The 20952-nt window shown below is 59.1% G+C and carries 18 protein-coding genes; 4 read left to right on the top strand and 14 right to left on the bottom strand.

The features are described from left to right. Nucleotides 1-6: 6 nt before the first annotated feature. Entirely contained in the window at nucleotides 7-2373 is a 2367-nt protein-coding gene (locus tag OP10G_RS05945; protein ID WP_025226802.1) for a hybrid sensor histidine kinase/response regulator, read from the bottom strand. A gap of 104 nt (nucleotides 2374-2477) precedes the next feature. Next, the gene (locus OP10G_RS24115) at nucleotides 2478-3662 is read right to left on the bottom strand and encodes a stalk domain-containing protein (RefSeq protein ID WP_025226803.1); all 1185 of its coding nucleotides are present in this window, start codon (nucleotides 3660-3662) and stop codon (nucleotides 2478-2480) included. Nucleotides 3663-4098: 436 nt separating this feature from the next. On the opposite strand from OP10G_RS24115, the gene OP10G_RS05935 reads away from it, so the two are divergent. Continuing rightward, complete coding sequence (locus tag OP10G_RS05935) at nucleotides 4099-4578, top strand: VOC family protein (RefSeq protein ID WP_025226804.1); 480 nt, start codon at nucleotides 4099-4101, stop codon at nucleotides 4576-4578. 53 nt (nucleotides 4579-4631) lie between these two features. On the opposite strand, the gene OP10G_RS05930 is transcribed toward OP10G_RS05935, so the two are convergent. The 7 genes from OP10G_RS05930 to OP10G_RS05900 all read right to left on the bottom strand — a co-directional run bounded on the left by OP10G_RS05930 (nucleotide 4632) and on the right by OP10G_RS05900 (nucleotide 11009). Further along, a complete protein-coding gene (locus OP10G_RS05930) occupies nucleotides 4632-5609 on the bottom strand; it encodes a DUF2330 domain-containing protein (protein WP_158409150.1) in 978 nt (325 codons plus the stop codon). Nucleotides 5610-5841: 232 nt separating this feature from the next. Next, complete coding sequence (locus OP10G_RS05925; RefSeq protein WP_025226806.1) at nucleotides 5842-6270, bottom strand: TA system VapC family ribonuclease toxin; 429 nt, start codon at nucleotides 6268-6270, stop codon at nucleotides 5842-5844. Next, a complete protein-coding gene (locus tag OP10G_RS05920) occupies nucleotides 6267-6509 on the bottom strand; it encodes a hypothetical protein (protein WP_025226807.1) in 243 nt (80 codons plus the stop codon). The genes OP10G_RS05925 and OP10G_RS05920 overlap by 4 nt, the downstream gene beginning before the upstream one ends. Nucleotides 6510-6618: 109 nt before the next feature. Continuing rightward, nucleotides 6619-9312: a TIM-barrel domain-containing protein gene (locus tag OP10G_RS24110; RefSeq protein WP_025226808.1), complete on the bottom strand. Its 2694-nt coding sequence runs from the start codon at nucleotides 9310-9312 to the stop codon at nucleotides 6619-6621. A 384-nt stretch (nucleotides 9313-9696) separates the two neighbouring features. Further along, entirely contained in the window at nucleotides 9697-10191 is a 495-nt protein-coding gene (locus OP10G_RS05910; RefSeq protein WP_025226809.1) for an SRPBCC family protein, read from the bottom strand. Continuing rightward, on the bottom strand, nucleotides 10188-10655 hold the full coding sequence (locus OP10G_RS05905) for a GyrI-like domain-containing protein (protein ID WP_025226810.1): 468 nt from the start codon (nucleotides 10653-10655) through the stop codon (nucleotides 10188-10190). The genes OP10G_RS05910 and OP10G_RS05905 overlap by 4 nt, the downstream gene beginning before the upstream one ends. 3 nt (nucleotides 10656-10658) lie before the next feature. Then, the gene (locus tag OP10G_RS05900) at nucleotides 10659-11009 is read right to left on the bottom strand and encodes an ArsR/SmtB family transcription factor (protein WP_025226811.1); all 351 of its coding nucleotides are present in this window, start codon (nucleotides 11007-11009) and stop codon (nucleotides 10659-10661) included. Nucleotides 11010-11225: 216 nt separating this feature from the next. Between OP10G_RS05900 and OP10G_RS05895 the strand changes: the two genes are divergently transcribed. After that, nucleotides 11226-11975, top strand: a complete 750-nt coding sequence (locus OP10G_RS05895) for a hypothetical protein (RefSeq protein WP_144241019.1) — start codon at nucleotides 11226-11228, stop codon at nucleotides 11973-11975. Here the strand turns inward: OP10G_RS05895 and OP10G_RS05890 are convergent, their stop codons facing one another. Next, nucleotides 11976-12839, bottom strand: a complete 864-nt coding sequence (locus OP10G_RS05890; RefSeq protein ID WP_025226813.1) for a class I SAM-dependent methyltransferase — start codon at nucleotides 12837-12839, stop codon at nucleotides 11976-11978. Between the two features lie 360 nt (nucleotides 12840-13199). On the opposite strand from OP10G_RS05890, the gene OP10G_RS05885 reads away from it, so the two are divergent. Continuing rightward, nucleotides 13200-13778 (top strand): hypothetical protein, encoded by a 579-nt coding sequence (locus OP10G_RS05885; protein WP_025226814.1) that lies wholly within the window; start codon nucleotides 13200-13202, stop codon nucleotides 13776-13778. A 325-nt stretch (nucleotides 13779-14103) separates the two neighbouring features. Here the strand turns inward: OP10G_RS05885 and OP10G_RS05880 are convergent, their stop codons facing one another. Together OP10G_RS05880 and OP10G_RS05875 are read right to left on the bottom strand one after the other, a co-directional pair. Continuing rightward, nucleotides 14104-15456 (bottom strand): HEPN domain-containing protein, encoded by a 1353-nt coding sequence (locus tag OP10G_RS05880; protein ID WP_025226815.1) that lies wholly within the window; start codon nucleotides 15454-15456, stop codon nucleotides 14104-14106. 377 nt (nucleotides 15457-15833) lie between these two features. Further along, the gene (locus OP10G_RS05875) at nucleotides 15834-16769 is read right to left on the bottom strand and encodes a restriction endonuclease (protein ID WP_025226816.1); all 936 of its coding nucleotides are present in this window, start codon (nucleotides 16767-16769) and stop codon (nucleotides 15834-15836) included. A 526-nt stretch (nucleotides 16770-17295) separates the two neighbouring features. On the opposite strand from OP10G_RS05875, the gene metK reads away from it, so the two are divergent. Beyond that, the gene (metK, locus tag OP10G_RS05870) at nucleotides 17296-18420 is read left to right on the top strand and encodes a methionine adenosyltransferase (RefSeq protein WP_025226817.1); all 1125 of its coding nucleotides are present in this window, start codon (nucleotides 17296-17298) and stop codon (nucleotides 18418-18420) included. Nucleotides 18421-18719: 299 nt separating this feature from the next. On the opposite strand, the gene OP10G_RS05865 is transcribed toward metK, so the two are convergent. Both OP10G_RS05865 and OP10G_RS05860 read right to left on the bottom strand, forming a co-directional pair. Further along, nucleotides 18720-19718 (bottom strand): LacI family DNA-binding transcriptional regulator, encoded by a 999-nt coding sequence (locus tag OP10G_RS05865; protein WP_025226818.1) that lies wholly within the window; start codon nucleotides 19716-19718, stop codon nucleotides 18720-18722. 601 nt (nucleotides 19719-20319) lie between these two features. Then, nucleotides 20320-20949: a hypothetical protein gene (locus tag OP10G_RS05860; protein ID WP_025226819.1), complete on the bottom strand. Its 630-nt coding sequence runs from the start codon at nucleotides 20947-20949 to the stop codon at nucleotides 20320-20322. Between the last annotated feature and the right edge of the window lie 3 nt (nucleotides 20950-20952).

Genomic DNA, 20952 nt, shown 5'->3' with positions numbered 1-20952 from the left:
CCCTTGCTAAGCAGTTTCAGACTTACCGGCTGGCAAGGCGGCGATAAGGAGAGCCCAATCCGCTAAAACGTCCCGCACCTGCAGCATAAGCTCCTCTCTCGGACGCCCAACTTTATCGAGCACGATATGGACGTTTCCCCCCAGGCCGTGGGTCTTCTTCGCGTCGAAGTCGTTGGCGGTCAACACCACTACGGGTATGGAAGACCACTCTTCCTTTTGTTGGAGTTGCGTGGCCAACCCGATCCCGTCCGTTTCCGGCATCATCGAATCCAGCAAGATCAAGGCTGGTCGATTCTCGGCGATCCGCTCCAGAGCGGCCCGACCGTTCTCAGCCTCGCTCACCGTCCAACCGGCCCGCTCCAGCATCGAGCGCATCAATCCGCGTGTCACCGCGTCGTCCTCGACGAGGAGCACCGGGCACGGCGGATGTGGGCACCGGTATTTTTTCAACATGTCGGCCAAGCCCCTCCTATCCACGGGCTTTGTCATAAAGTTGGCCGCTCCCAGCGAAAAGCCCCGCTTCCGATCGTCGACCATCGTGAGCATGATCACTGGAATATTGCAAAGGAGTGGGTCCGCCTTAAGCGAAGAAAGCACGGTCCATCCATCCATGCCCGGCATCATGACGTCCAGCGTGATGGCGATAGGCAGTAGGCTGCGGGCAAGTTGCAGCCCTTCTTCGCCGTCGCTAGCCGTCTGAACGGAAAAGCCCTCACCAACGAGAAATCGGCGCATCAGGTCTCGCTGAACGGGGTCATCGTCGATAACGAGCACACTGCTTCCGACCAAAGTAGGCGCCTCTCCTTCGGATTTGGCGGCGGCGACAACCTCGGCGGTGGCGGCATCGGCATGTTCGAGTTCCCGAACCGTCGCCGGAACTTTTATCGTGAACGCGCTGCTCTCTCCGGGCACGCTGTTCACCGTGACTTCTCCACCCATTAACTGGCAGAATCGTCGCGTCAGCGCCAGCCCGAGACCGGACCCTCCAAACTTTCGCGTAGTGGAAGTGTCGGCTTGGCTGAAGGTTTGGAAGAGCCGCACCATCTGTTCCGGCGTCATTCCGATTCCTGTGTCCGAGACCTTAAACCAGATCCATTCCTTCTCATCCATCGTTTCCCTGGATGCCTCTAGAGAAATCGCGCCCTCACGGGTGAACTTTGCCGCGTTGGAGAGGAGGTTGAAGAGGCTCTGACGAGTCTTCGTCAAGTCCGCGTGCATCACTCCCAGATCTGGAGGGCAGAAGACGCTAAGCGTGTTGCCATTGGCCCTCACGAGCGGTTGTATCGTTTCCGTAACCTCCTCGATGAGCTTCGGGATACTGAATGTCTCCAGATACAAATCCATCTTCCCGGCCTCGATCTTGGAGAGGTCGAGAATGTCGTTGATAAGCGCGAGGAGATGCTTACCCGCGACGTGGATCTTCTGGAGGTCGGGCAGGAAGTCTTCGACGCCTTGATCGGCCGCCTCCTCTTGTAGCATCTCCGAGTAGCCCAAAATCGCGTTTAGCGGGGTCCGAAGTTCATGGCTCATGTTGGCGAGGAAGAGGCTCTTCGTTCGATTCGCCGCTTCGGCCGTTTCCTTTGCCTTCTCGACCTCCTCTTCGGCGCGACGCCGGTCCGTGACGTCTTCCATCGCCAGCACCAGCAGCTCGCCGTGGTTTCCCGCCTTGAGCTGTCGAGCATTGAGCAGCATCACTCGCTGCCCGATGACGGGGAAGGTGTGTTCCAGCTCGAAGTCGTTGAAGACGGAACTTTGCGGAACGACATCTTCCAGCAGCGTTCGCAACGCCGGAATGTCCCACTGGCCGTTTCCGAGCTCGTAAATGAGGCGGTTTTCGGTCTCTTCAAGGGAGACATGGAACGTTTGATAGAACGCCAGGTTGGCTGAGTGGACTCTTAGAGTCCGATCCAACATGAGCAACGGCTCTCTGATGGTATCGACGATGTTCTGGGAGAACGTTTCGATCGCCTTCAGATCCGCCGCGGTCTTGGCGACCTCTTCTTCCGCCCTCCTCCGCTCGGTCACGTCTTCCATGGCCAGCACGAGCAACTCTCCGTGATTTCCGGCCTTCAACTTGCGGGCGTTGAGAAGCATCACGCGCCGCCCGATGATGGGGAAGGTGTGCACGAGCTCGAAATCGTTAAAGACGAGGCTCTTGGGGACTACGTCTTCAAGCAATCGGCGCAGGTCGGGGATGTCCCACTGGCCGTTACCCAGCTCGTAAATGAGGTGGTGCTCGGTTTCTTCGGGAGTGACCTTGAACGTTTGGTAGAAGGCCCGATTCGCGGAGTGAACGCGAAGAGTCGTGTCGAGCAGGAGAAGCGGCTCCCGAACCGTGTCGACGATGTCTTGGGAGTATGTCTCGAGAAGCATGAACGGTCCTTCCTGACGTTATCGATTGGTCAGATTCAATCTGACCAATCAGGAGAGGGCGTCGGCCGGAGGTGGGAATCTTCCTCCTGCCGACGGCGACGCGACTAGCGGCTTCGGATGTCGCGGTCCAGGAGGGTGACGGGCCTTGCTAGCAGAACGCCGAACTGCGTGCCGGGCTCGAGCCGTACATTGCTTGGCTTATCGGCCTTGTCCTTTTGGACCTGGCCGGCGATGTAGCCGAGAACGCCGCCGAGGATCGTGCCCTCAATCGGTTTCTTGGTCAACAGACCGACGATAAGCCCGGCGCCCGCGCCGTAACCGGCAAAGACGCCCCGTTTGTCGGTCGTCGCCTCAGTGGCTCGAATACGGCCGTCGGCATCGCGCACCACACCCGCGGCGGTCAGGCTCACGAGACTTCCGGTGATCGGATAGGTCCTTCCGTTCGGTAACCGGAGCTCCTCGAAGCTGAGTTCAAGGAGTCCAGGGTCTCTTCCGGACTGGGCCCGCGAGGTGACAACCGTTCCTTGAACCTTGGTGCCGTCGGGCAGCATGCCGTAGTAATCGTTACCGGTTGAGCGGACCGTGGCCGTAAACCGCTCGCCAGGCTCAGACTGGGACGAGGACAAAGCGTTGTCCAACGTGACCGGAAGAACCGTAGTGCCGGCGATCGTCTGGGCTCGGCCGTTTGTCTGACTTCCGTTGGTTTGACGCCCGCCTCGGACCTCGTGCCAGGTTCCGTTCTGATCCTGCCACCGGGTTCGAGCGTTGTGCCACACGCCGTCATCGTCTTGGTATTGACCCGCTCGATTTCGAACGCGGCCTTTTTGGTCTCGCAGGGTGGAGCTCGTTTCGGTGTCTCCATCCTCCCCGTTCGTGCTGATCGCCACAAGCCTCTCGGACTCGTTCCACTTCACTTGTGCGCCAAGGGTCTCGCTAAGGAAGCGGATGGGAACCATCGTGGCTCCGTTCATGATCATCGCGGGGACGTCCATCGTTACTGGCTGGCCGCCGACGTTTGCTTCTCGGTCTCCAATGTGAAGCCGCATCGACTTGCCGTTCCGGCTCGCATTGACGTCTCGGTTGGCGGCATCCCAATTTACGGATGCACCCATCTGCTCGAACACGCCGCGAAGTGGCACCATGACGCGTCCCTGGACGCTCCGCGGTCCACCATTGTTGAAATGGACGGCTTTGCCGTCCACCGTTACCGAGATTCCCTGCGCCGTTGCGACCGATGTGACCATAGCAATGGCGACCATCGTGGCGCTCTTCTGAATCTTCGTTCTCATACTCGTTCTCCTAGGGCGTCCCTACCCGTGTAGCGGAAATGAGCTCGCGGAACTTCGATCATCGCGAGCCTCGTTTGGCAGGGCACCAGACATGTGACGACCGCTAGAGACCTCGGGCGCAAGAAACCCCAGGTATTTATACGGGAAACCCTGAGAAGCTCCTCCCCGATGCCGGTTACGGCGGGCAGATAAGGCGTCGGCGCGGGGCCAGCGGCCGGAAGGAACACTGCGCGCCATCGGACGTCCCCTTTCTCACATTGTCGGTTAAGGGACAACTCGCCGACCCCATCGAAAGCTTGACGAACGAAAATCCTTCTTGCGACCGGTCGATTATTGTCGGGGCCAATCGACTCATTGATGAGAGCCCATGCTGACGATCTCGCTGACATCGGCGGCGACCGGGTCTACTCACAAGTAACTGAAGAGGAGAACGACTATGAACAAAAACACGATTTGCCTTTGGTACGACAAAGACGCCGAAGCGGCGGCGCGATTTTATGCCGAGACGTTTCCCGACACCTCCGTCGGCAAGATCCACTGCGCGCCGTCGGATTTCCCTGGCGGAAAGGAAGGGGATGTCCTGCTCGTGGAGTTCACCGTCTGCGGCATTCCGTGCGTTGGTCTTAATGGTGGAGACGTGTTCAAGCAGACGGAGGCGTTCTCGTTTCAGATCGCTACCGAAGACCAAGCGGAGACTGACCGCTACTGGAACGCGATCGTCGGAAACGGAGGCCAAGAAAGCGCGTGCGGTTGGTGCAAGGACAAATGGGGTGTGTCATGGCAGATCACGCCCCGCATCTTGACCGATGCGATGGCCGAGGGTGGCGACGTGGCCAAGCGAGCCTTCGAGGCAATGATGGAGATGGGAAAGATCGACGTCGCCAAGATCGAAGCCGCGATGCGCGCCAAGGCTTGACCCAAAGACCGCTTTGCATCCCGGGCACGCCCCGGGATGCAAAGCGTCTGGCCCTAGCCTGCCGACCGACGCCGGCGGGCTACCGCGAACACTCCGAGACTCACGAGTAGAGACATCGCCGCGGTCGTTGGGATCTGGCGGCCGGGCAGGCCGATGAGCTTGCTCGACGACGCTTCCGTCGGCCTCTTGACGAAGTAGATATCGTCCGCGGCCGGACGCGGGAAGTTGTTGTCGACGAACGCCTCCACCTGGCAGTTGTCAGGAACGGAAGCGAACGGCAATTCGGCCTGTTTAGCGAGCAGCGCCGCCGAGGCCTCGGGGACCGCCGAGGTCCACTGGGGCGTTTGCCAAGTTTCGGAATGCCCGATGAGCGCATCGTAGTTGCCGACCGAAACGAAATAGACCCGCAAGGTCCCTCCCCCATTGATGGGGATGTTCGTCGCCGGAACGTAAAACGGATTGAACGGCTTGTTGGTCCGGAAAGACATCCGAACGGTGCCTGTCGACGCCATAAGCTTCGATTTGTCCACGACTTTGAACGCCGTGAGGTACCAACCACGGGAGCAATATCGCTCCGCCCATTTTTCGACTTCGGGGGTCGAAATGTAGCCATGCTGGTTCATCCAATCGTTGATGGCGTGAGCATCCGGGCACTTCAGAGTCGTCGCATGATAGCCGGAGACATCCGCCTCCTGAATAACCTGAACCTCGGCGGATTTTGTTCGGTCGGCCATTCCTCCCCCACCGCCGAAACCTCTGCTGTACACAACAACCGGAGCGAGCGCCGCAAGGGTATTGAACGCGCGACTGGATGCCTGGCTTAGCTCGGGCTTTGCGGGAGTGGGAGCGATAAAGCCGAAATCGTCCGCTCCGGACCGGAACTTGGCGTTGCGGATGAAATGCTCCGTATGGTGAGCTTCATCCCAAATGACGATGTTCGTCTGGTCGCCGAATACGACCGGTTGTCCCGGCGGCCCCACCCCGGAACAGGCATAGGCGCCGCCCACCGTTGCCAAGAGGCCAAGGGCCAAGATGCCTGTTCTCGTTCGCTGAAAAGCGATGCCTGGATCCACATGTTTTCCACGCGGGACACTCTGGCGAAGCGATGATACTTTCATTTCTGCTCCTTAGGCACGCCTTTGGTAGCCATTGGACGGGTAGCGTGCCGGTAATCAAAGGTGGGTGGCCGACAACCCACAGGAGGTTCAATGAATTAGATCAGCGACCTCAAAATCGCCGAGATGGGGAAGCCGGTTCGGGCCGTTAGAGAAGAACCAAATGGTGCGATTGGGCGCCGCGAACGCTGCTCAGTGGAATTGCCCGGTCCAAGGCCACGAACCGTCCGTTATGTTTTACGGCAAGGGCAAGTAGGTAAATGTCCGTAACCTGTTTGGGACCATGAACAAGAGTTGGATCGATGAGGGACCCGTCAAGGAGACTGAGATCGTCGGGCCAAAATCGATGGTGAGGCGAACTTGCGGCAGTCCCAAGCAGGGAAAAGGCCTGGCTTGTACTGATCGAACCCGGATAAGCGCTCTGCGAGATAATCCGAATAAACCCGTTCTGCGTAATGGGACACGACGCCCAGGTTGGCTTCGGTTGCGCGAGCAGCCACTCCTTGGCGCGGACGTGATGGACATGAGACCCGTCGAGCAACGCGAGCAGCATGTTCACATCGAGTAGAGCGGTCACAGAAACTCGTCCTCACGGAGCCGCTCGATCAGTTCCGACGTGACGACCACGCCACGCATCGGCAATGGCCTAAACCCGAGGAATTCCTGCTCGGAGCTCATCTCAGCCCCTCCTTTCGAGGCGGCAAGTCCCTTCCTGGCCAGCTCCGACAGGACCTGGCCGGCAGTCTTATGCTCCAATCTCCCCAGCGCTTTCGCTGCCAACAGCACGTCCTCCGCAATGTCCAACGTGGTTCGCATGCATCAGATGCTACCGCATCAACCACAGTCCATAACGCGAAGCGTTGTAGACGCAGCTTTGGTTCGTACCTGCGCGAAGATGTCTCGCATTGCGATCTTCCGCCGTCATTCAAAGTCTGACCACTATCCGGTCGCCGATGTACCTCGCCGTTCGCCGAACTTGCGCCGTCGACGGGATCCCCACTCCGGCCCCAGGCTGGACGAGCACGATCCGGAACGTTCGTGAAGGCGGCATCCCAGGGTAACTCCCGTTCCGTTTGCCGATCGTCAACGTGTGCGTCCGATCGTCCCAGCGCAGGTCGATCGTAGCGTACGCTCCCTTCTCGTAGCCATAACCGTCCCCAGCGTCATCGTAGATCGTGAACGCTCCGTTGGCGCCAGGGTAAACCCGCAGCTCCGTCGGGTCCTGCGACTGCTGGGCGTTCTGCACGGAGGGACCGTAGGGAAGGATCGAGCCCGCCCTTACCAACACCGGCAGCTTCTCCTTGGCATCGCATTCGACCGTTTTCCCGCCCGCATACCTCGCCCCCGTCCAGAAATCGATCCAACTCGTGCCTTTGGGCAGGTACACCGCCCGGCTAACCGCATTTGGTTTGGTCACGGGACAAGCCATGAGGGAAGGACCGAACATAAATTGGTCAGTGATGTCCAAGACCTTTTCGTCTTCTCGAAAGTCGATCGGCAATCCTCGCATCATCGTCGATCCCCGGCTCGTAACCTGCCACGCCGTGGAGTAGATGTAGGGAAGCAGGTGGTACCGCAGCTCGTCGAACCGCACGAGAGTGTCGCGGGTGGGCGAAGGCCAGCGCCAGATTTCCTTGGGGTTATCGGTGCCGTGGATGCGGAGCATCGGGCAGAACACGCTGAACTGGAACCAGCGGGCGAACAGGTCCTGATACCCCTTGTCGGTCACCGGCGGCACATTGAAGAAGCCACCCGTATCCGTGTTCCAGTACGGTATGCCCGACATCGAGAAGTTGAGCCCGGCGGGGATTTGCTTGGCAAAAACGTCCCACGTGGCCGCGATGTCGCCCGACCACGAGATCGCGCCGTTCCGTTGCTGGCCGGCGTACGCCGATCGCGTGAGAATGATGGCCCGTCGATCGCGGTGCTCGGCTCGCCACCCCTCGTACACTCCCTGCGTATGCATCAAAGGGTAGGCATTGAAAACGCTCGAGCCGGGACCGCGGGCAGTCTTGAAGTCGCGGAACTCGCCCCAAGCCCCGCCCAATTCGGCCTCGCTCCCGTCGAGCCACCATCCGTCCCACCCTTTGCCCGCCAGCTCTCGGGAGATCTGACCCCAATACGTTCGGCGTCCCACCGAGCTGAACGGGTCGTACCATTGCCCCCTTCCTTCCGGATAGACGTAAGGGATGACCTTGGGGAATAGCGCGCCGGCTCGCTCCAGCTCCTTCGCGTTCCCGCTTCCCACGTCGAACTTGGGCCACACGGAGATAAGGGTGTGGATCCCCTCCTCGTGGAGCGTTCGCATCATTCCAGCCGGGTCGGGGTACCGGTCGGGATCGAAATGGTGGGTACCCCATGAGTTCTTCGGCCAGTACTGCCAATCTTGAATGATCCCGTCGAGCGGGATCTTCGCGTCGCGATAGCGGCGCACCACGTCCAGCAGCTCGGCCTGGGTCTTGTACCGCTCCCGGCTTTGCCACAAACCGAACGCCCATCGTCCGAACATCGGCGCTTGCCCCGTCATCCGTCGATACCCTTGGATCACCTTCTCGAGGCTGGGTCCCTTGAAGAAAACGTAATCGACGGCGTCCGCCGCCTCTGAGGTCCAGGTGACACTTGGGTCCGTGGCGGGGGTATGCAGCGCAAGCCGCACCCTCGCGTCGTAGCGTGCCTGAAAGTATTCGAATCGGAGCTTGTGCCGACCCGCCCGCAAACGAACCTTTGTCGGAATGCTAAGAAAGGCGCGGGCGTTCCAGTCTTCGGTGACCATCCGATCGTCCACGAAGAGGCGGAAGCCATCGTCGCCGCCGGGAACGAGGTTGTACTCGCCGTCCTTCGGAACTTCGAGGAATCCGGTCCAGCGGACGCTGTAGTCGTCATGCGGAAGGCCTGGCGGAGGCGTCTTGCCCCAGTCGAAATCGATCTTCGGGTCCTTCCGGGTGAGCACGAGCTTCTCGAACGACTTGCCCTCGAAATACCGCCCGGTTAGCCCTCCGGGAGTGCCGTTTTCGTCCCGGAGCCACGAGCTATCGAGGGGCGCTTCGGTGCCTCCCGCCACATCCACGTCGGTAATGGCCGGGTTGTCCCAGAGCAGGCCGTAGCCGCGACTCGACAGAAGCATCGGCACCGCGATGATCCGGTTTTCCTGCTGGAGATGGACCAAGCTCCCCCGGTGGTTCAGCAGTCCGTCCTGCCGCTGTCCCAAGCCGTAGATCGCCTCCCCCGGCGCAAGATCGAATCCCAGCCGGCTGCGTAGCGTCGGAATCCCGGCAACTTTGGAGGGGGTAAGGCTCTTGTTCGGCCGCTCGGAGAGGATCGGCTTCCCCTTTTCGTCTAAAAACCTGACCGCGCCGGTCCGCTTCTCGACCACGACCTGCATCGCCGAGGTCTTCAGTGAGATCTCGCCTCCCTTCTGGACCACCGAGAACGCCGTCTTAGTGGGCCTTGCGATCACCGCCAGGCTGGCCGGACCGCGGTCCTCCCCCTGGGTAAATCGAACTCGAACGATCTCCGGCGAATTCACCTGGAGCCTTAGGCGTCCCCCTTTCAACCGAATAACGATCCCATCGTCGACACGGGAAAAGGGAGCTTGCGTAGGAGGAAGGTGAATGAACATTGGCGGCCTGCAAACCTAGACTACCAATAACTTGAACCCTTCTCATAGCAGCCCCCCAGGCCAATAATCCGGGACAAAACCCCGTGACCCGAAGGTTATGGTGATTGACAAATATAGATTGACAAGAAAGGTTCACCCGAAGCCCGGGGATTTATCCCCGGTAGAACCTTGAACCGCGGCTAAAGCCACGGGCTACGGGTGAAATCAGGCAAGGGGAATGTAAACCTAATTTGTCAATGCCCCTTATCCACGGGCTACGGGTGGATCTGCATGGTCAATCGGCGACGCGAGATTGCGCCGCCGGTTTACGACGTCCCACCACCACGAGAACACCCATGCCGAGCACAAGCGATGCCGCGAGCGGAGGAATAGCTTTAGCTATCTTTATTCCGCCGGCGAGCCGAATTGCTCGCGCAGGATCGCCTCCAGACGATCGTAGCTCGCCGAGACTCCGCCTTCCATCGGCGATTTGAGCACGCCGTCGCGCGCTTCCTTCGTCTCGTACCGAAGCGTCACGACCAGGGTTGTCTGCCCTGCTACCTCTTGAAGGTTAGTCGTCACGATCGCTTCGCCCGGGTACCACGGCTCGTCGAATTTCTCGCGTTGAACCATCCGCTCGGGCGGAACGACCTCCAGGAAAGTCCCGCCCATGCCCATTGCCGCCCCGTCGGCGTGCTTCCACTCATACCGATAGTGTCCCCCGGGGCGGGCGTCGAACTCGCAAACCGTCATCGTCCACCCATCCGGCCCCAAGAGCCAGCGCCGCAAGAACTCCTGCTTCGTCATCGCTTCGAAAACCAGATCCCGTGGCGCGTCGAACGACCGCGTCATGACGATCTCGAGATCGCCTGGCGCGGTTACTACGAGGCCGGGCCTCATTGGTCCACCAACGGCTTCACCAGCTCGGTGCGCCAAGTCGAAGAATCGTCGCCCGATTCCGGCCCGGCGGCGTAAAACTCCCACAGATCCGGCGCGGTGGCAAGCCCCTGCCCTTCGATCCAGTCTGCGAATTTGCCCCAACCCTCGCCCAGCCCTTCGTAAGGTCCGCGGTAGGTGGTGCGCGCCACTTTCCGCGCCGGCAGTTGGCTTGCCTGCACCCGGCCAACCGGAGTGGGCGGCGAGGCGACCGGAATGCCGACTTCGAAGTCGAAAGTTCCGGGGTCCATCTTGTAGTGATAGGAGAAGACCGGGCCGGTCGGCGTGAGCCCTTGGGCGGCCACGGCCGCCATTACCTCTTGGATCGCCGGCCCCATCACCTGCTGAATCTCGTGTCGGGGAATGGTGAGCCGGATCGTCGCGGTGGTGAGGGAGTCGGTTTGAGCGATTTCTGGTGTGTCGAGCATGTCTTAAAGTCCGTCGGGTCGTAGAGCCTTCAACTCTTCCAGCAAACCGTCGAGCCGCTGGAAGTTGCCTTCCCAAAACTGTCGGTACCTCTCGAGCCATTCCGAGGCTTCCGCCAAGGGCTTCGCTTCGATTCGGCACGGCCGCTTCTGCGCCTCGCGACTCCGCGAGATCAGCCCGGCATGCTCCAACACCTTGATGTGTTTGGAAATAGCCGGCTGGCTCATCGCAAAGGGAAGCGCCAGCTCGTTCACCGAAGCCTCCCCTTGCGCAAGCCGCGCCAAGATCGCCCGCCGAGTCGGATCGGCGAGAGCGGCAAACGTAGCATTCAATTGTTCAGGCTGTGAATAACTCATTGGTTATAAAACCAGTTGATTATATACGTGTTTTCAAGAATTGGCAACCGCCCAAATCAAAAATCCGAAGCCCCCTCCTCGTCGATGTATGTGCGATGAGGAGGGGGTTGGGGGTGGAGAATTCCGGACGCTGTCCATATCTCGCCCGCCCAAGGTCATGACTGGTGGTCGGAAACACCTCGTCGACGAAAACGGCGATTACGGCTAAGCTGCTTAGTGCCCAAACCTTTTTTGCCGGTAGTCGCATTTTCTTTCCTCATGGTCTTAAACGGATGTGGTGGTTCCACTTCATCCTCGGGACCGGGAGCCACCCTGGGAGGGACGGATGCGGCGCAATACGTGGCGACCCTTCCCGACGGTTCGCCGATGGTCTTGGAGGTGTTGCCCGACTCCAGCGATCATTGGAACGGCGACTTCGTCGTGGCGGCGGAGACGGGCATTTACGCATTCCAGGAGGGAGTCTTTGAAGGTTCCGTCAAGGGGAGTTCGGTTGAGGCAACCTGTGAACTGGAAGACGGGGCTGAATTCCAATTGACTGGAAAGATGAACCGTGACGGCAGCCTGGATCTCATCCGATCTGACATTTCCGGTCAAACGCTTCATTTCGTGCGTCAGGCCGCGTCTCCCCACCCGTCGAGGGCGAACATTAGCTTCAATCTCACCACCGGCCCGATGAGCGGGGTCGCAACGATCTCGGATCAGCCAGACTTTAATTCTGGCGGCGTCAAAGGATATTCCGGGACATGGAACGATGCCTTCCTTAGAGTGTGGCTCTACGACAGTGGCCCGGCGAACCTTAACGTCCACCCAGATAACCGGTCCTCCGCAATGTCATCGCGTTTCTCGTTTCGCTTAAGTAATTTCGCCTCCACGACCGTCACCGTGGATAACGAAATCACCTATGACCGCGCCACTCCCTCAAAGAGGTTCAGTTTCAAAGGGAGCTTCCGGATCTCTCCTCGTTAACTATTCTTGTCTACCCAATGCGCGAACGATCCAGGCCGAGGCTGGGATCTGAACACCATTTGACGTTAGGTATCGCTCGAGGACGGCTCGGACGGGACCGGCAAGTTCCGGTAACCGTTCGGGCTGGTCGGCTACGGCTCGGCCGAGGGGTCCGATTCGCAGCGTCACGGCGAGCGTCTCGTCGACCGAGCCACTGCCGAGGGTGGTTTCAAACGACGCAATGTCGATGTTCGTGAATCCCGCATCGGTCAAGATTCCGCGAACGCGGTCGGGGTCGGCAAATGCGAAGGGGCCGGGCGCCAATGGGTCGGGAGGCTCCGAGGGTGGTAGTAGGTGGCGAACCGCCTCGAGCGGTTCGCGCATCCAGGGGTTCGATGAGAACGGCTGCCAGCAGACGAATGCAAGCCGGCCGTCCGGCCGGAGCGCACGGTGGATGTTGCGAAACGCCACCGTCGGCTCGCTGAAAAACATCACCCCGAATCGCGAGAACGCGACGTCGTACCGGCCGATCCCGAGGTCGTCGGTCTGAACGTCCCGTAGCCGGAATTCGATCTCGCCCGCCCCGTCATGAGGCGCCCGAGCCTCCGCGATCGCGAGCATCGGCGCCGAGATATCGACCCCCGTCACCGACCCGGTCGGCCCCACGCGGGTGGCGAGTTCGAACGTCGTCTGGCCACAGCCGCAACCGATATCGAGCACAGCCTCGCCGGCTTTTAGATCAAGCACCCGCATGGCCTCGTGTCCTAACGGACCTAGCTGGCGATCCAGCAGGTCGTGATAGTTCGACCACGCCGCCCCGCCCCCCTTATTCCAATATTCAATCTGAGCCGCGTTCGGTGGTGGTGTGGTGTTCTCGGCGGACATTTCTTGGAGACCTCTCGGAGAATCTTGATTATGGCGACGCCGGTGAAGGCAGGTCGGAATCCGCACTTTTTGGGTTCGTTTTTGTCCCGATTAGGTTCAAATCTGGGTTCGTTCCGTGTTTTTTACTTTTCGACCTCGAAGGGTTGTTGATCTGGGCATGCATGGGGCACCAACCCCCATTGTAGCACAAATAGGTAGATATTCGTCTACTTATGCTTCGTTCGGTCGCGGGGATCCGAAATGCCTCTCTAATCGATCACGGGTGGCTTGGCCATGAAATCAAGGTCGTGGCTCCGTCACACGGGCCATAGGTGACCCCGCGGCCCCGCGTTGACTCACGCTCAAACGCCGGCCGAGCGAGTGGCTGTCCTTCCCTGGTGCCTGAAAGGCGGCACCGAGAGTGCGGTCAAGACGGCGCGGGAGACGATCACGACTCTCTTCGAGAAAACAAAGCACGAGGTGCTTTCGCCCGCCGCCGTTCAGGTGGCGTGGGAAACGGATTTGAAGTTGGCTCCCATTCCTACCGAGCTCAAGGATGACGAGGACTTTCCCGCCATGCCCTCCGCGAAGGACTTACTCGCCCTCGGGAAGAAGCTGCACGTCGACTGGGTATGCGCGGGTCGGGCGAAGTGGCACACCAAGAGCGTGTGGGTTTCCCTTGGCCCGAAGACAAAAGCCGACTGCACGGTCGACTGCATGATTATCGACGTCAAGAAGGAAGAAGTGGCTCTTGATGCCAAGAATGTAAAGGCCGACAGCACCCGCGTCGAAAAAGGTCTCGAAACCGCCGGCGCCCTCCTCGTCTCCATGGGCTTCACCGCCCTCAGCGGAGGCCCCAAAACCCCCCACCAACAACGCGCCGCCCGGCAAGCCATCGGCCTGGCCTTCGAGCCATGGCTAAAGACCACCCAAGCCGCCAGCAAGAAAATCGGCGACTGACCCTGTGTGCTAACGCCCCCAGCAGTATTCCGGGGGCGTAACCCTTTGGAGACGAAGGGCTTCAACGGTGCTGCCGTATTGCTGCAGGTTTGCTGGCCGAAGACGATCACAAAAGCCAACGAAGGTCGTCCCTAACCATAGATCACGCAAGAGACCATTTCGGGGCCCTATTTCGCTCCTCGGGGTGCATCAGGGGACGAAGGAGTGAGGGTGTTGGGATGAGTGACGGGTCCGGGGGCCGGCGGTCCTCGGCACGACTATTATTGGTAATGTAGGTCTGAAAGTGTTTACTTGACCGCGTAGATCAAGCAGCCCAGCAGCTAACTTAGGACAAGATTAACTTCTCGTAATGCTGACGATGTGTTGTCTTGTCAAGAGGCTCACTTGCCCTCGCTCGCGTTAGTCCCCAGTGACAGGCGTCCTGAAGAGTTGCGACAAAGATTGCTTTGGCATCGCGCAAGACATCATCAGGACTCTCCCGGCCAAAATCGAGACTTGCACTGTGCACATAACTGCTCCGTTGACTGTAGAGCTTGGACGCAATTCGGTACCACTTTGTACGTTCCTCTAAGGAGGATCCCATCAGGTGCGCGATCGCCATACAAAATGGTTCTCGAACGGAACCACGCTGGCCGAATGGCTTCTGAAGAGTTTCGATAGCAATAATCGAAGACAAGACGCGAACTTCATGGGGGGCGTTCCTTGATTGGGTATACACGGAAAGGGCGTTTCGTATGGAAACGCAAAAGTTGGCTGCAGGCTCATAGGCATCGAGTTCCAGAATAGGCCGACAATACGATTTCCATGCTTTCTTAAACTCAGAAACATCTATGACGTGCCGATCCGAAGCGTCAAATTGCTGTGGACTTCGGGACCACCACATAAGAGTCCCGCTGTTCTTCTCAACAGCTAGGGAAACGGGAATTAAGTCCAAGCTTCCTCTTTCAATGTGCATCCCACCCGGAGTAGTAGCGTGAACTTTCGGGACATGAAATAAATGACGTTGTGTCATCATTTCAGCCAATTCCAAAAGCGGTAAATACGCTCTAAGTTGACCCTCGTTTAGCCGACGTGCAGCAAATTCCTCCCCTGTCCCGCATGGTTGGAAGAGCATCGCTCTACCTGGTATTGCTTGATCACTTTTTCTGAAGAAGTGGCTCCCCAGCCAGTCATACCTTTCATGGCCGTTATCCCTGTTTTCTACGGGGATCTGTAGGCGATTCCTAAGAAAGTTGCGAAACGTTCGGATGTTTTTTTCTTGTCCGACTGTTTGCCCTTTGTTAACATTTATGATTTGGAACGGTCCGAAATCTGTTTTCAAGGGAAAATCGGCGTACTGCCAAGGTAGAGGTGTAAACGCCAGCCATTCGATGTTTTCGAGTCGCGTGAGCAAGCGCGAGATGTAGTTCGCAAATTGCTCGACATGCAAGTTTACGTCATCTGCATCAGATTCCGTGATTTGATGGGCAAGATTGAACGCTGCTTCCCCTACGGTGAAGCCATATTTGAATCTCTCCTCGGTTAGCTCACGGAGACTCCGAAAGAGGCCATTGTAAAGCTTGTTAATTTTAGCGCTCCCGAGTATGTCGTCTAATACGACACCGTTACGATGCGCATCTACAATCGCCTGGGCAAAACGGCGACTCGCCGACTCAACTTGGGTGGAATTCGTGCTCATGATATTCTCTTTCTCTTGCCGCCACTGGTCATCATTATCTTGTATCCGGCTCTCCTAACCGTGGCAGGCTGGTCCACGCATGGTACTCAGTGCTAAATCTAAGTCTCTCATCGAGCTAGTGCTTAATGGCATAATGCTATTCTGTTGAGTGTGATCGCCTGCCTACTGAAAGAAGGATTGAGAACACTTCAAATTGATCTAACTTCGAGATCCCTCAAAATTGCCTGTCAAAGATGGTGTTAACACCCACAACTTGTGGACGGTCCAAAGGCAGTGGGACCTTCCAATTCATAAAATAACGTGCCTCTTTAAGCATGTTCTATAGCTGGTGCATTTAAGAATGTCGATTTCAGGAACGCAGATAGGTTTTCGGCGGCTCAGGACCAAGTGATCGTTTTACTAACCTCAAGTGCGGCGAACTTCTGCGTAAGCATCGAGTCAAGGGTAAGGGACCCCGAAGCGAGGCGATCTACGTCTCCTGGGCCCACAAAGAGAACCATCTCTCGACCATTGCTGGCATTTCTTATGGCCGATTCCGAGAAGCCCGCCATGCTTACTAAAATGCCGCGGAGACTCGACCGACGTGAAACGCGGGCAACAAGGTCCCGGAGTTCTACATCAGAGGCCCGAGCCTTTGTCCATTTGCATGAGATGATCCAGATATCGCGGTGCCGCGAAATCACAAGATCGTTCTCCTCTCCGCTGGCACTCCGGTCGCGCGTTCTAACTTCCCACCCTTCGTTCCGTGCAATCTGACTCAGGATGTCTTCCAGGGCGTAGCCACGGCGGGCAGGCGGAAGCCGACCTTCTTTCAATTGGCGCAGCTTTAATGGCAAGTTGCTCCTCTCGATGAAAGCTATTCCTTGCGGAGTAATGCTGTAGCTTTCGTAGTCCGGGCATCGGACGTAACCGAACATACTCAGATAATGCATGGCACGGAAGACTTGCTCGTCACTAAGGCTGAGCATTTCTGCAAACTTGCCGAAACCGACGTTAAAATTGCGATAAACGATGCCTGCATGCTGCAATGCCCTGATCACAATATCCCTGTGCTCGCGCTCGGCAGCAATCTCTTCGGCTGGGACTAAACTGTGGCTCTCGACCAATTCGATGCCCTTAGGTGTTATTTCCGAAGACGCGGCCATATCGCCGTCAAGAGCGAATCCATCGTAAAGAAGAGTGTTGTGAGCCCGCAGGGCGACTCCGTCATCGACTCCTTGGTCCATCGCCCAGTTCCTCCAATACGCGGCGGGATTTCCCATCAAGTGGCTCCTGTAGAGGTAAGCGAGAAAGGCAGCGGTTGGGTCGTCCATGATTTGGAAGGTTCAGCGCAGTTGTAAGCAGTGCGGAGCCCCCTATAATAGTTTAATCACCATTGTTCCCGCGCGATGTACGTTGGATGGCGCCGGCCTCGATGAAACTCGAGGGATCTTACCATGGTATCCTGGAAGACGGGACGGGAGCATCAATGGTGGGCAAATGAAGATTTCCGATGGCAGGCTGCCGGGCCCACCCACCCCCGATTACTCTTCATGCCTCGCCCCTCTTTTCGTGAAACAAAGGATAGATATGAATCCTTGTAGTGAGTTGAAGCGTTGCTCCCAGGGCATACGACTACGATTACCTGTGGGACGGTAGTGGTTCACGACGAGCTTGAAGACCGCTCCTAGGAGCGGCATTAAATTCAACTTGCCAAGGGCTGACTCTCGAGGGCCCCGGGTGCCTCACCCGTCACGGGGAATTCAAGGGGAACAAGAAAAGCCAACCTGATTTCCCAAGGACCTCGAGCGACCACTCCCGCCGCCAGCGGCCAGGCGGGTACCCTTTAGGGCCTGTACGATGAGGATTTATACTTCGGAGAGCGTTAGTGAGGGGCATCCGGATAAGCTGGCGGACCAGATTTCTGATGCCTTGCTCGACGCGTTTTTAGAGCAAGACCCCCGTAGCCGGGTGGCGATCGAGACGCTTTTGACCCGCGGCGTCGCCGTGGTGGCGGGCGAGGTCACTACGGAAGGGTACGTGGATGTGGCTCGGGTCGTCCGGCAGACGGTGAACGATGCGGGATACACCGACACCGACCTGGGGTTCGACGGGAACACCTGCGGCGTGCTCGTGGCGATCCAGGGGCAGTCGGCGGATATTGCGATGGGCGTGGACGTCGGCGGGGCCGGCGACCAGGGGATGATGTTTGGCTATGCCAGCAACGAGACCCCCGAGCTGATGCCGTTGCCGATCTCGATCGCGCACGCGCTCACGCGGCAGGCCTCGGAGATTCGACGCAAGCACCCGAATCTCGGGCTGCGGCCGGATGTGAAGAGCCAAGTCTCGGTGGAGTACTCGGCCGACGGGAAGCCGAAGCGGATCGACACCGTCGTGGTTTCGGCTCAGCACGCGCCGTTCCTCACCCAAGACGGGATCAAGGAGATCGTCCGGACGCGGATCATCCAGCCGGTGCTCGCCGCGTACGAGCAGTACCAGCAAGGCGAAATCACCTACCACATTAACCCGACCGGCCAGTTCATTATCGGCGGCCCGCAGGGGGATACCGGCGTGACCGGACGTAAGATCATCGTCGACACCTACGGCGGCATGGCCCCCCATGGCGGCGGCGCCTTCTCCGGCAAGGACCCGACGAAGGTCGACCGCTCCGCGGCCTACATGGCCCGCCACGTGGCTAAGAACATCGTCGCCGCCGGCCTCGCCGACCGAGTGGTGGTTCAGTTCGCCTACGCCATCGGCGTCGCCCAACCGGTCGCGGTCAACATCGAGACGTTCGGTACCGAGACGGTCGATCCCGCGATCATCGAAAAGCGGGTGCGCGACCGTTTCGACCTCTCGCCGGCGGGGATCATCAAGCACTTGGGTCTGCTCAACACGAAGTACCTGCCGACGGCGAAGAACGGGCACTTCGGCAATCCGAGCTTCCCCTGGGAGAGCACGGCGGATTCGAAAGAGATCGCGTAAGGGGTGGTGGGGTGAGTTCGAGGGGGGCGGATGTCGCCGCTTTCAGGGCTCCGGAAGGGTGGTCGGCTTTCTACCAGGGTTCCGCTGCGCTCCACCCTTCGCTTTGGGATGACGCCCCCTTGGGGCTCCTTGTAGTGCGGACTTCTGTTACCAGGGCTCCGCTATGCCGGCCTTCGCTAACTTGGTAGGCCTTTCGGGGTTGTCCGCAGGTACGAACCAACCTGCGTCTACACGGCTTCGCCGTAAATGCAGCCTTCGAATATTGAGTGGTTTCGATCTACTACGTCGATAGGTACGGCTTACGGGGGTGGGCCGGTGGACTCTCGGACGTCGAAGCCGCACTTGTAGGGGGGCGGAGACGGGGGGGAGGCGCCGTTGATGAGGGCGAGGAGATGTACCGTGGCATCCCTCGCCATCTGCTGGACCGGTTGCGAGATCGCGGTCAGCTTCGGTCGGGTCCGTTCGCAGAACGGAGTGGAGTCGAAGCCGATGATCGACAAATCTTCGGGTACCCGCACTCCGCGCGCGTCGCACGCGGCCAGCAATTGCCCCGCGTTGTAGTCGGAGAAGGTGATCACGCCCGTGAACCCCTCCGGGGGAGCATCGGCGATTTCCCGGACCAGTATCTCGGCCTCCAAACCTAACTCGGCGCTTGCGGAGAGGAAGGCGAGACCACGCTCGCGCCCTTCCATGGTAAGCGAATTGATCTGATCCACGATGAACCCGATCCGCCGGTGTCCCAGCTTCGCCAAATGTTCTACTCCCTGCTGGAGCGCGTCTCCGTTGTCGGCGCAGTAGGTTGGCACGCCAGGCACCGAGTTTGGCGGAGCGTGCATCATGACCACCGGCACCGCCGAGTCTCTCAACCCTTCTACGGTGTGCGTCGTAAAGTTAGGCTTGCACCAGAGCACGCCGTCGAACCGCCCGTCCGCAATCGCCCCCTGCTCCGATACCTTGAGCAGCTTCGGGCAGATCGCCAGGGTGTAGTCGGCAGGGAAGGTGGCGCTCATTACTCCATTAAGCAGGTGGAGGAAGTAAGCGTTCTCGTCGCCGACCCGGTCGAAGTGTTCGAACACAAGTCCGATCGTTTGGGTTCGGCGCGAGCGCAACGAGCGGGCGAGGTGGTTCGGCTGATACTTCAGCTCTCGCGCCGCGGCGCGAATCCGCTCCGCGGTTTCGGCGCCGACCCGAACGTTCTCTCCTCGCCCATGCAACACCTTGGAGACCGCCATCGGCGAAACGCCGACGGCCGCCGCTACGTCTCGGATGGTCGCTGCCGGATTGTGAGGACTCGCCATAACCCTTCAACAAGAGTGTACAGCCCCGCCCCCAACTCCTGCTTCCTGAGCGACTCCAGGTGGATGGCTTCGACCGGACACCGAAGGGTGATCGGCGCCCCCGGCCTCGGTCCAGGGGTCTCGTCTCAAGTTGGCGAACCCTCTGGTGAGACCGGAAGGTCCCTCCCCACCGGTTCGGGAGGCCGAAGGATCTTAGGTGATGCCGCCCTTTCAGGGCTTGAGGAAATGGGTCGCCTGCCCCCAGGGCTGACGCCCAACACCGTTTAGATAGGGTTGAACGATAAGCTTTTACTCGGGCGGGCCGCCCGAGATACCCACGGGCGAGCCGCCCGTGCCACGTTAACTAAACGGTATTAGGCTGATCCCCTGGGCTGGCGGATGCAGCCTTCGAGGCTGGATTGGGACGAGCCATCGTCCGCACCTTCGATCATTCGGCCGTATTGGCCGCGGCAATGCAGTGCGACAGCTTCTGGAGGAGAGGGTATAGGGTGTCTGCGGCGGATGAAGAGACGTCGAGGAGCTTAACCAAACGGCAATGACCCGACTCCGCCGGGGTCTTCAGAACTTAGCCCTCCCGCTTCCGCGACCCCGGGGTTCAGGCCTAGTTCGGTACGACTTTTCCGTTGACCAGGCGTGGCCAGTCGACAACGGAGCCGTTGAAGATCTTTACGCGCCAAACCGGGGCTGGGTCCGGATCGGTGTCGTTCGCTTTCACTATCCGGAGCGAGACGTCGCTCACAAACTCGGTCGCCGACTGCTCCCATCCGGAGGGCGTCTTGGTTAGTCCAAACGAGAGCTCGCCGGGCTCTTGCAGCTTCAAGGCATGGTCCGCGCCTTCGACGGTGAACCACTCGAGCGAATAATCCTCCACGCCGGGTCGGTCCGCAGAGAGGCCAAATCCGGTGATGCCGTCCTTCGACTGGGTCGGAAATTCCAACAGCGCCACCTTGAATCCCTCGCCGAGGGGAATCTCCTTCCGGAATCCGGGGCTACCATCCCCTTCCGACGTTATTTTGCTGATTCGGACGTCCTTCAGCCGGACTTCGCGCTCGCCCGCGCCGAGAGTCTTTCCAGACTTGACCTCTTGGATCTCCCACTTAATTTTTCCGATCACCCGGTTGGGCCCGGAGCCTTTCAGGGGAAGGGGCGCCGGTGCTCGTGATCGCAGAGACGCCTCCTCTTCGCACCCGGCAAGGCACAGCGCTAAGAGAACCAACGAGACTCCCCTCATAGA

This window comes from Fimbriimonas ginsengisoli Gsoil 348, assembly GCF_000724625.1.
Lineage (GTDB): Bacteria > Armatimonadota > Fimbriimonadia > Fimbriimonadales > Fimbriimonadaceae > Fimbriimonas > Fimbriimonas ginsengisoli.
The sequence above is the reverse complement of the archived record's forward strand: the minus strand, read 5'-3'. Positions and strand labels throughout refer to the sequence as shown.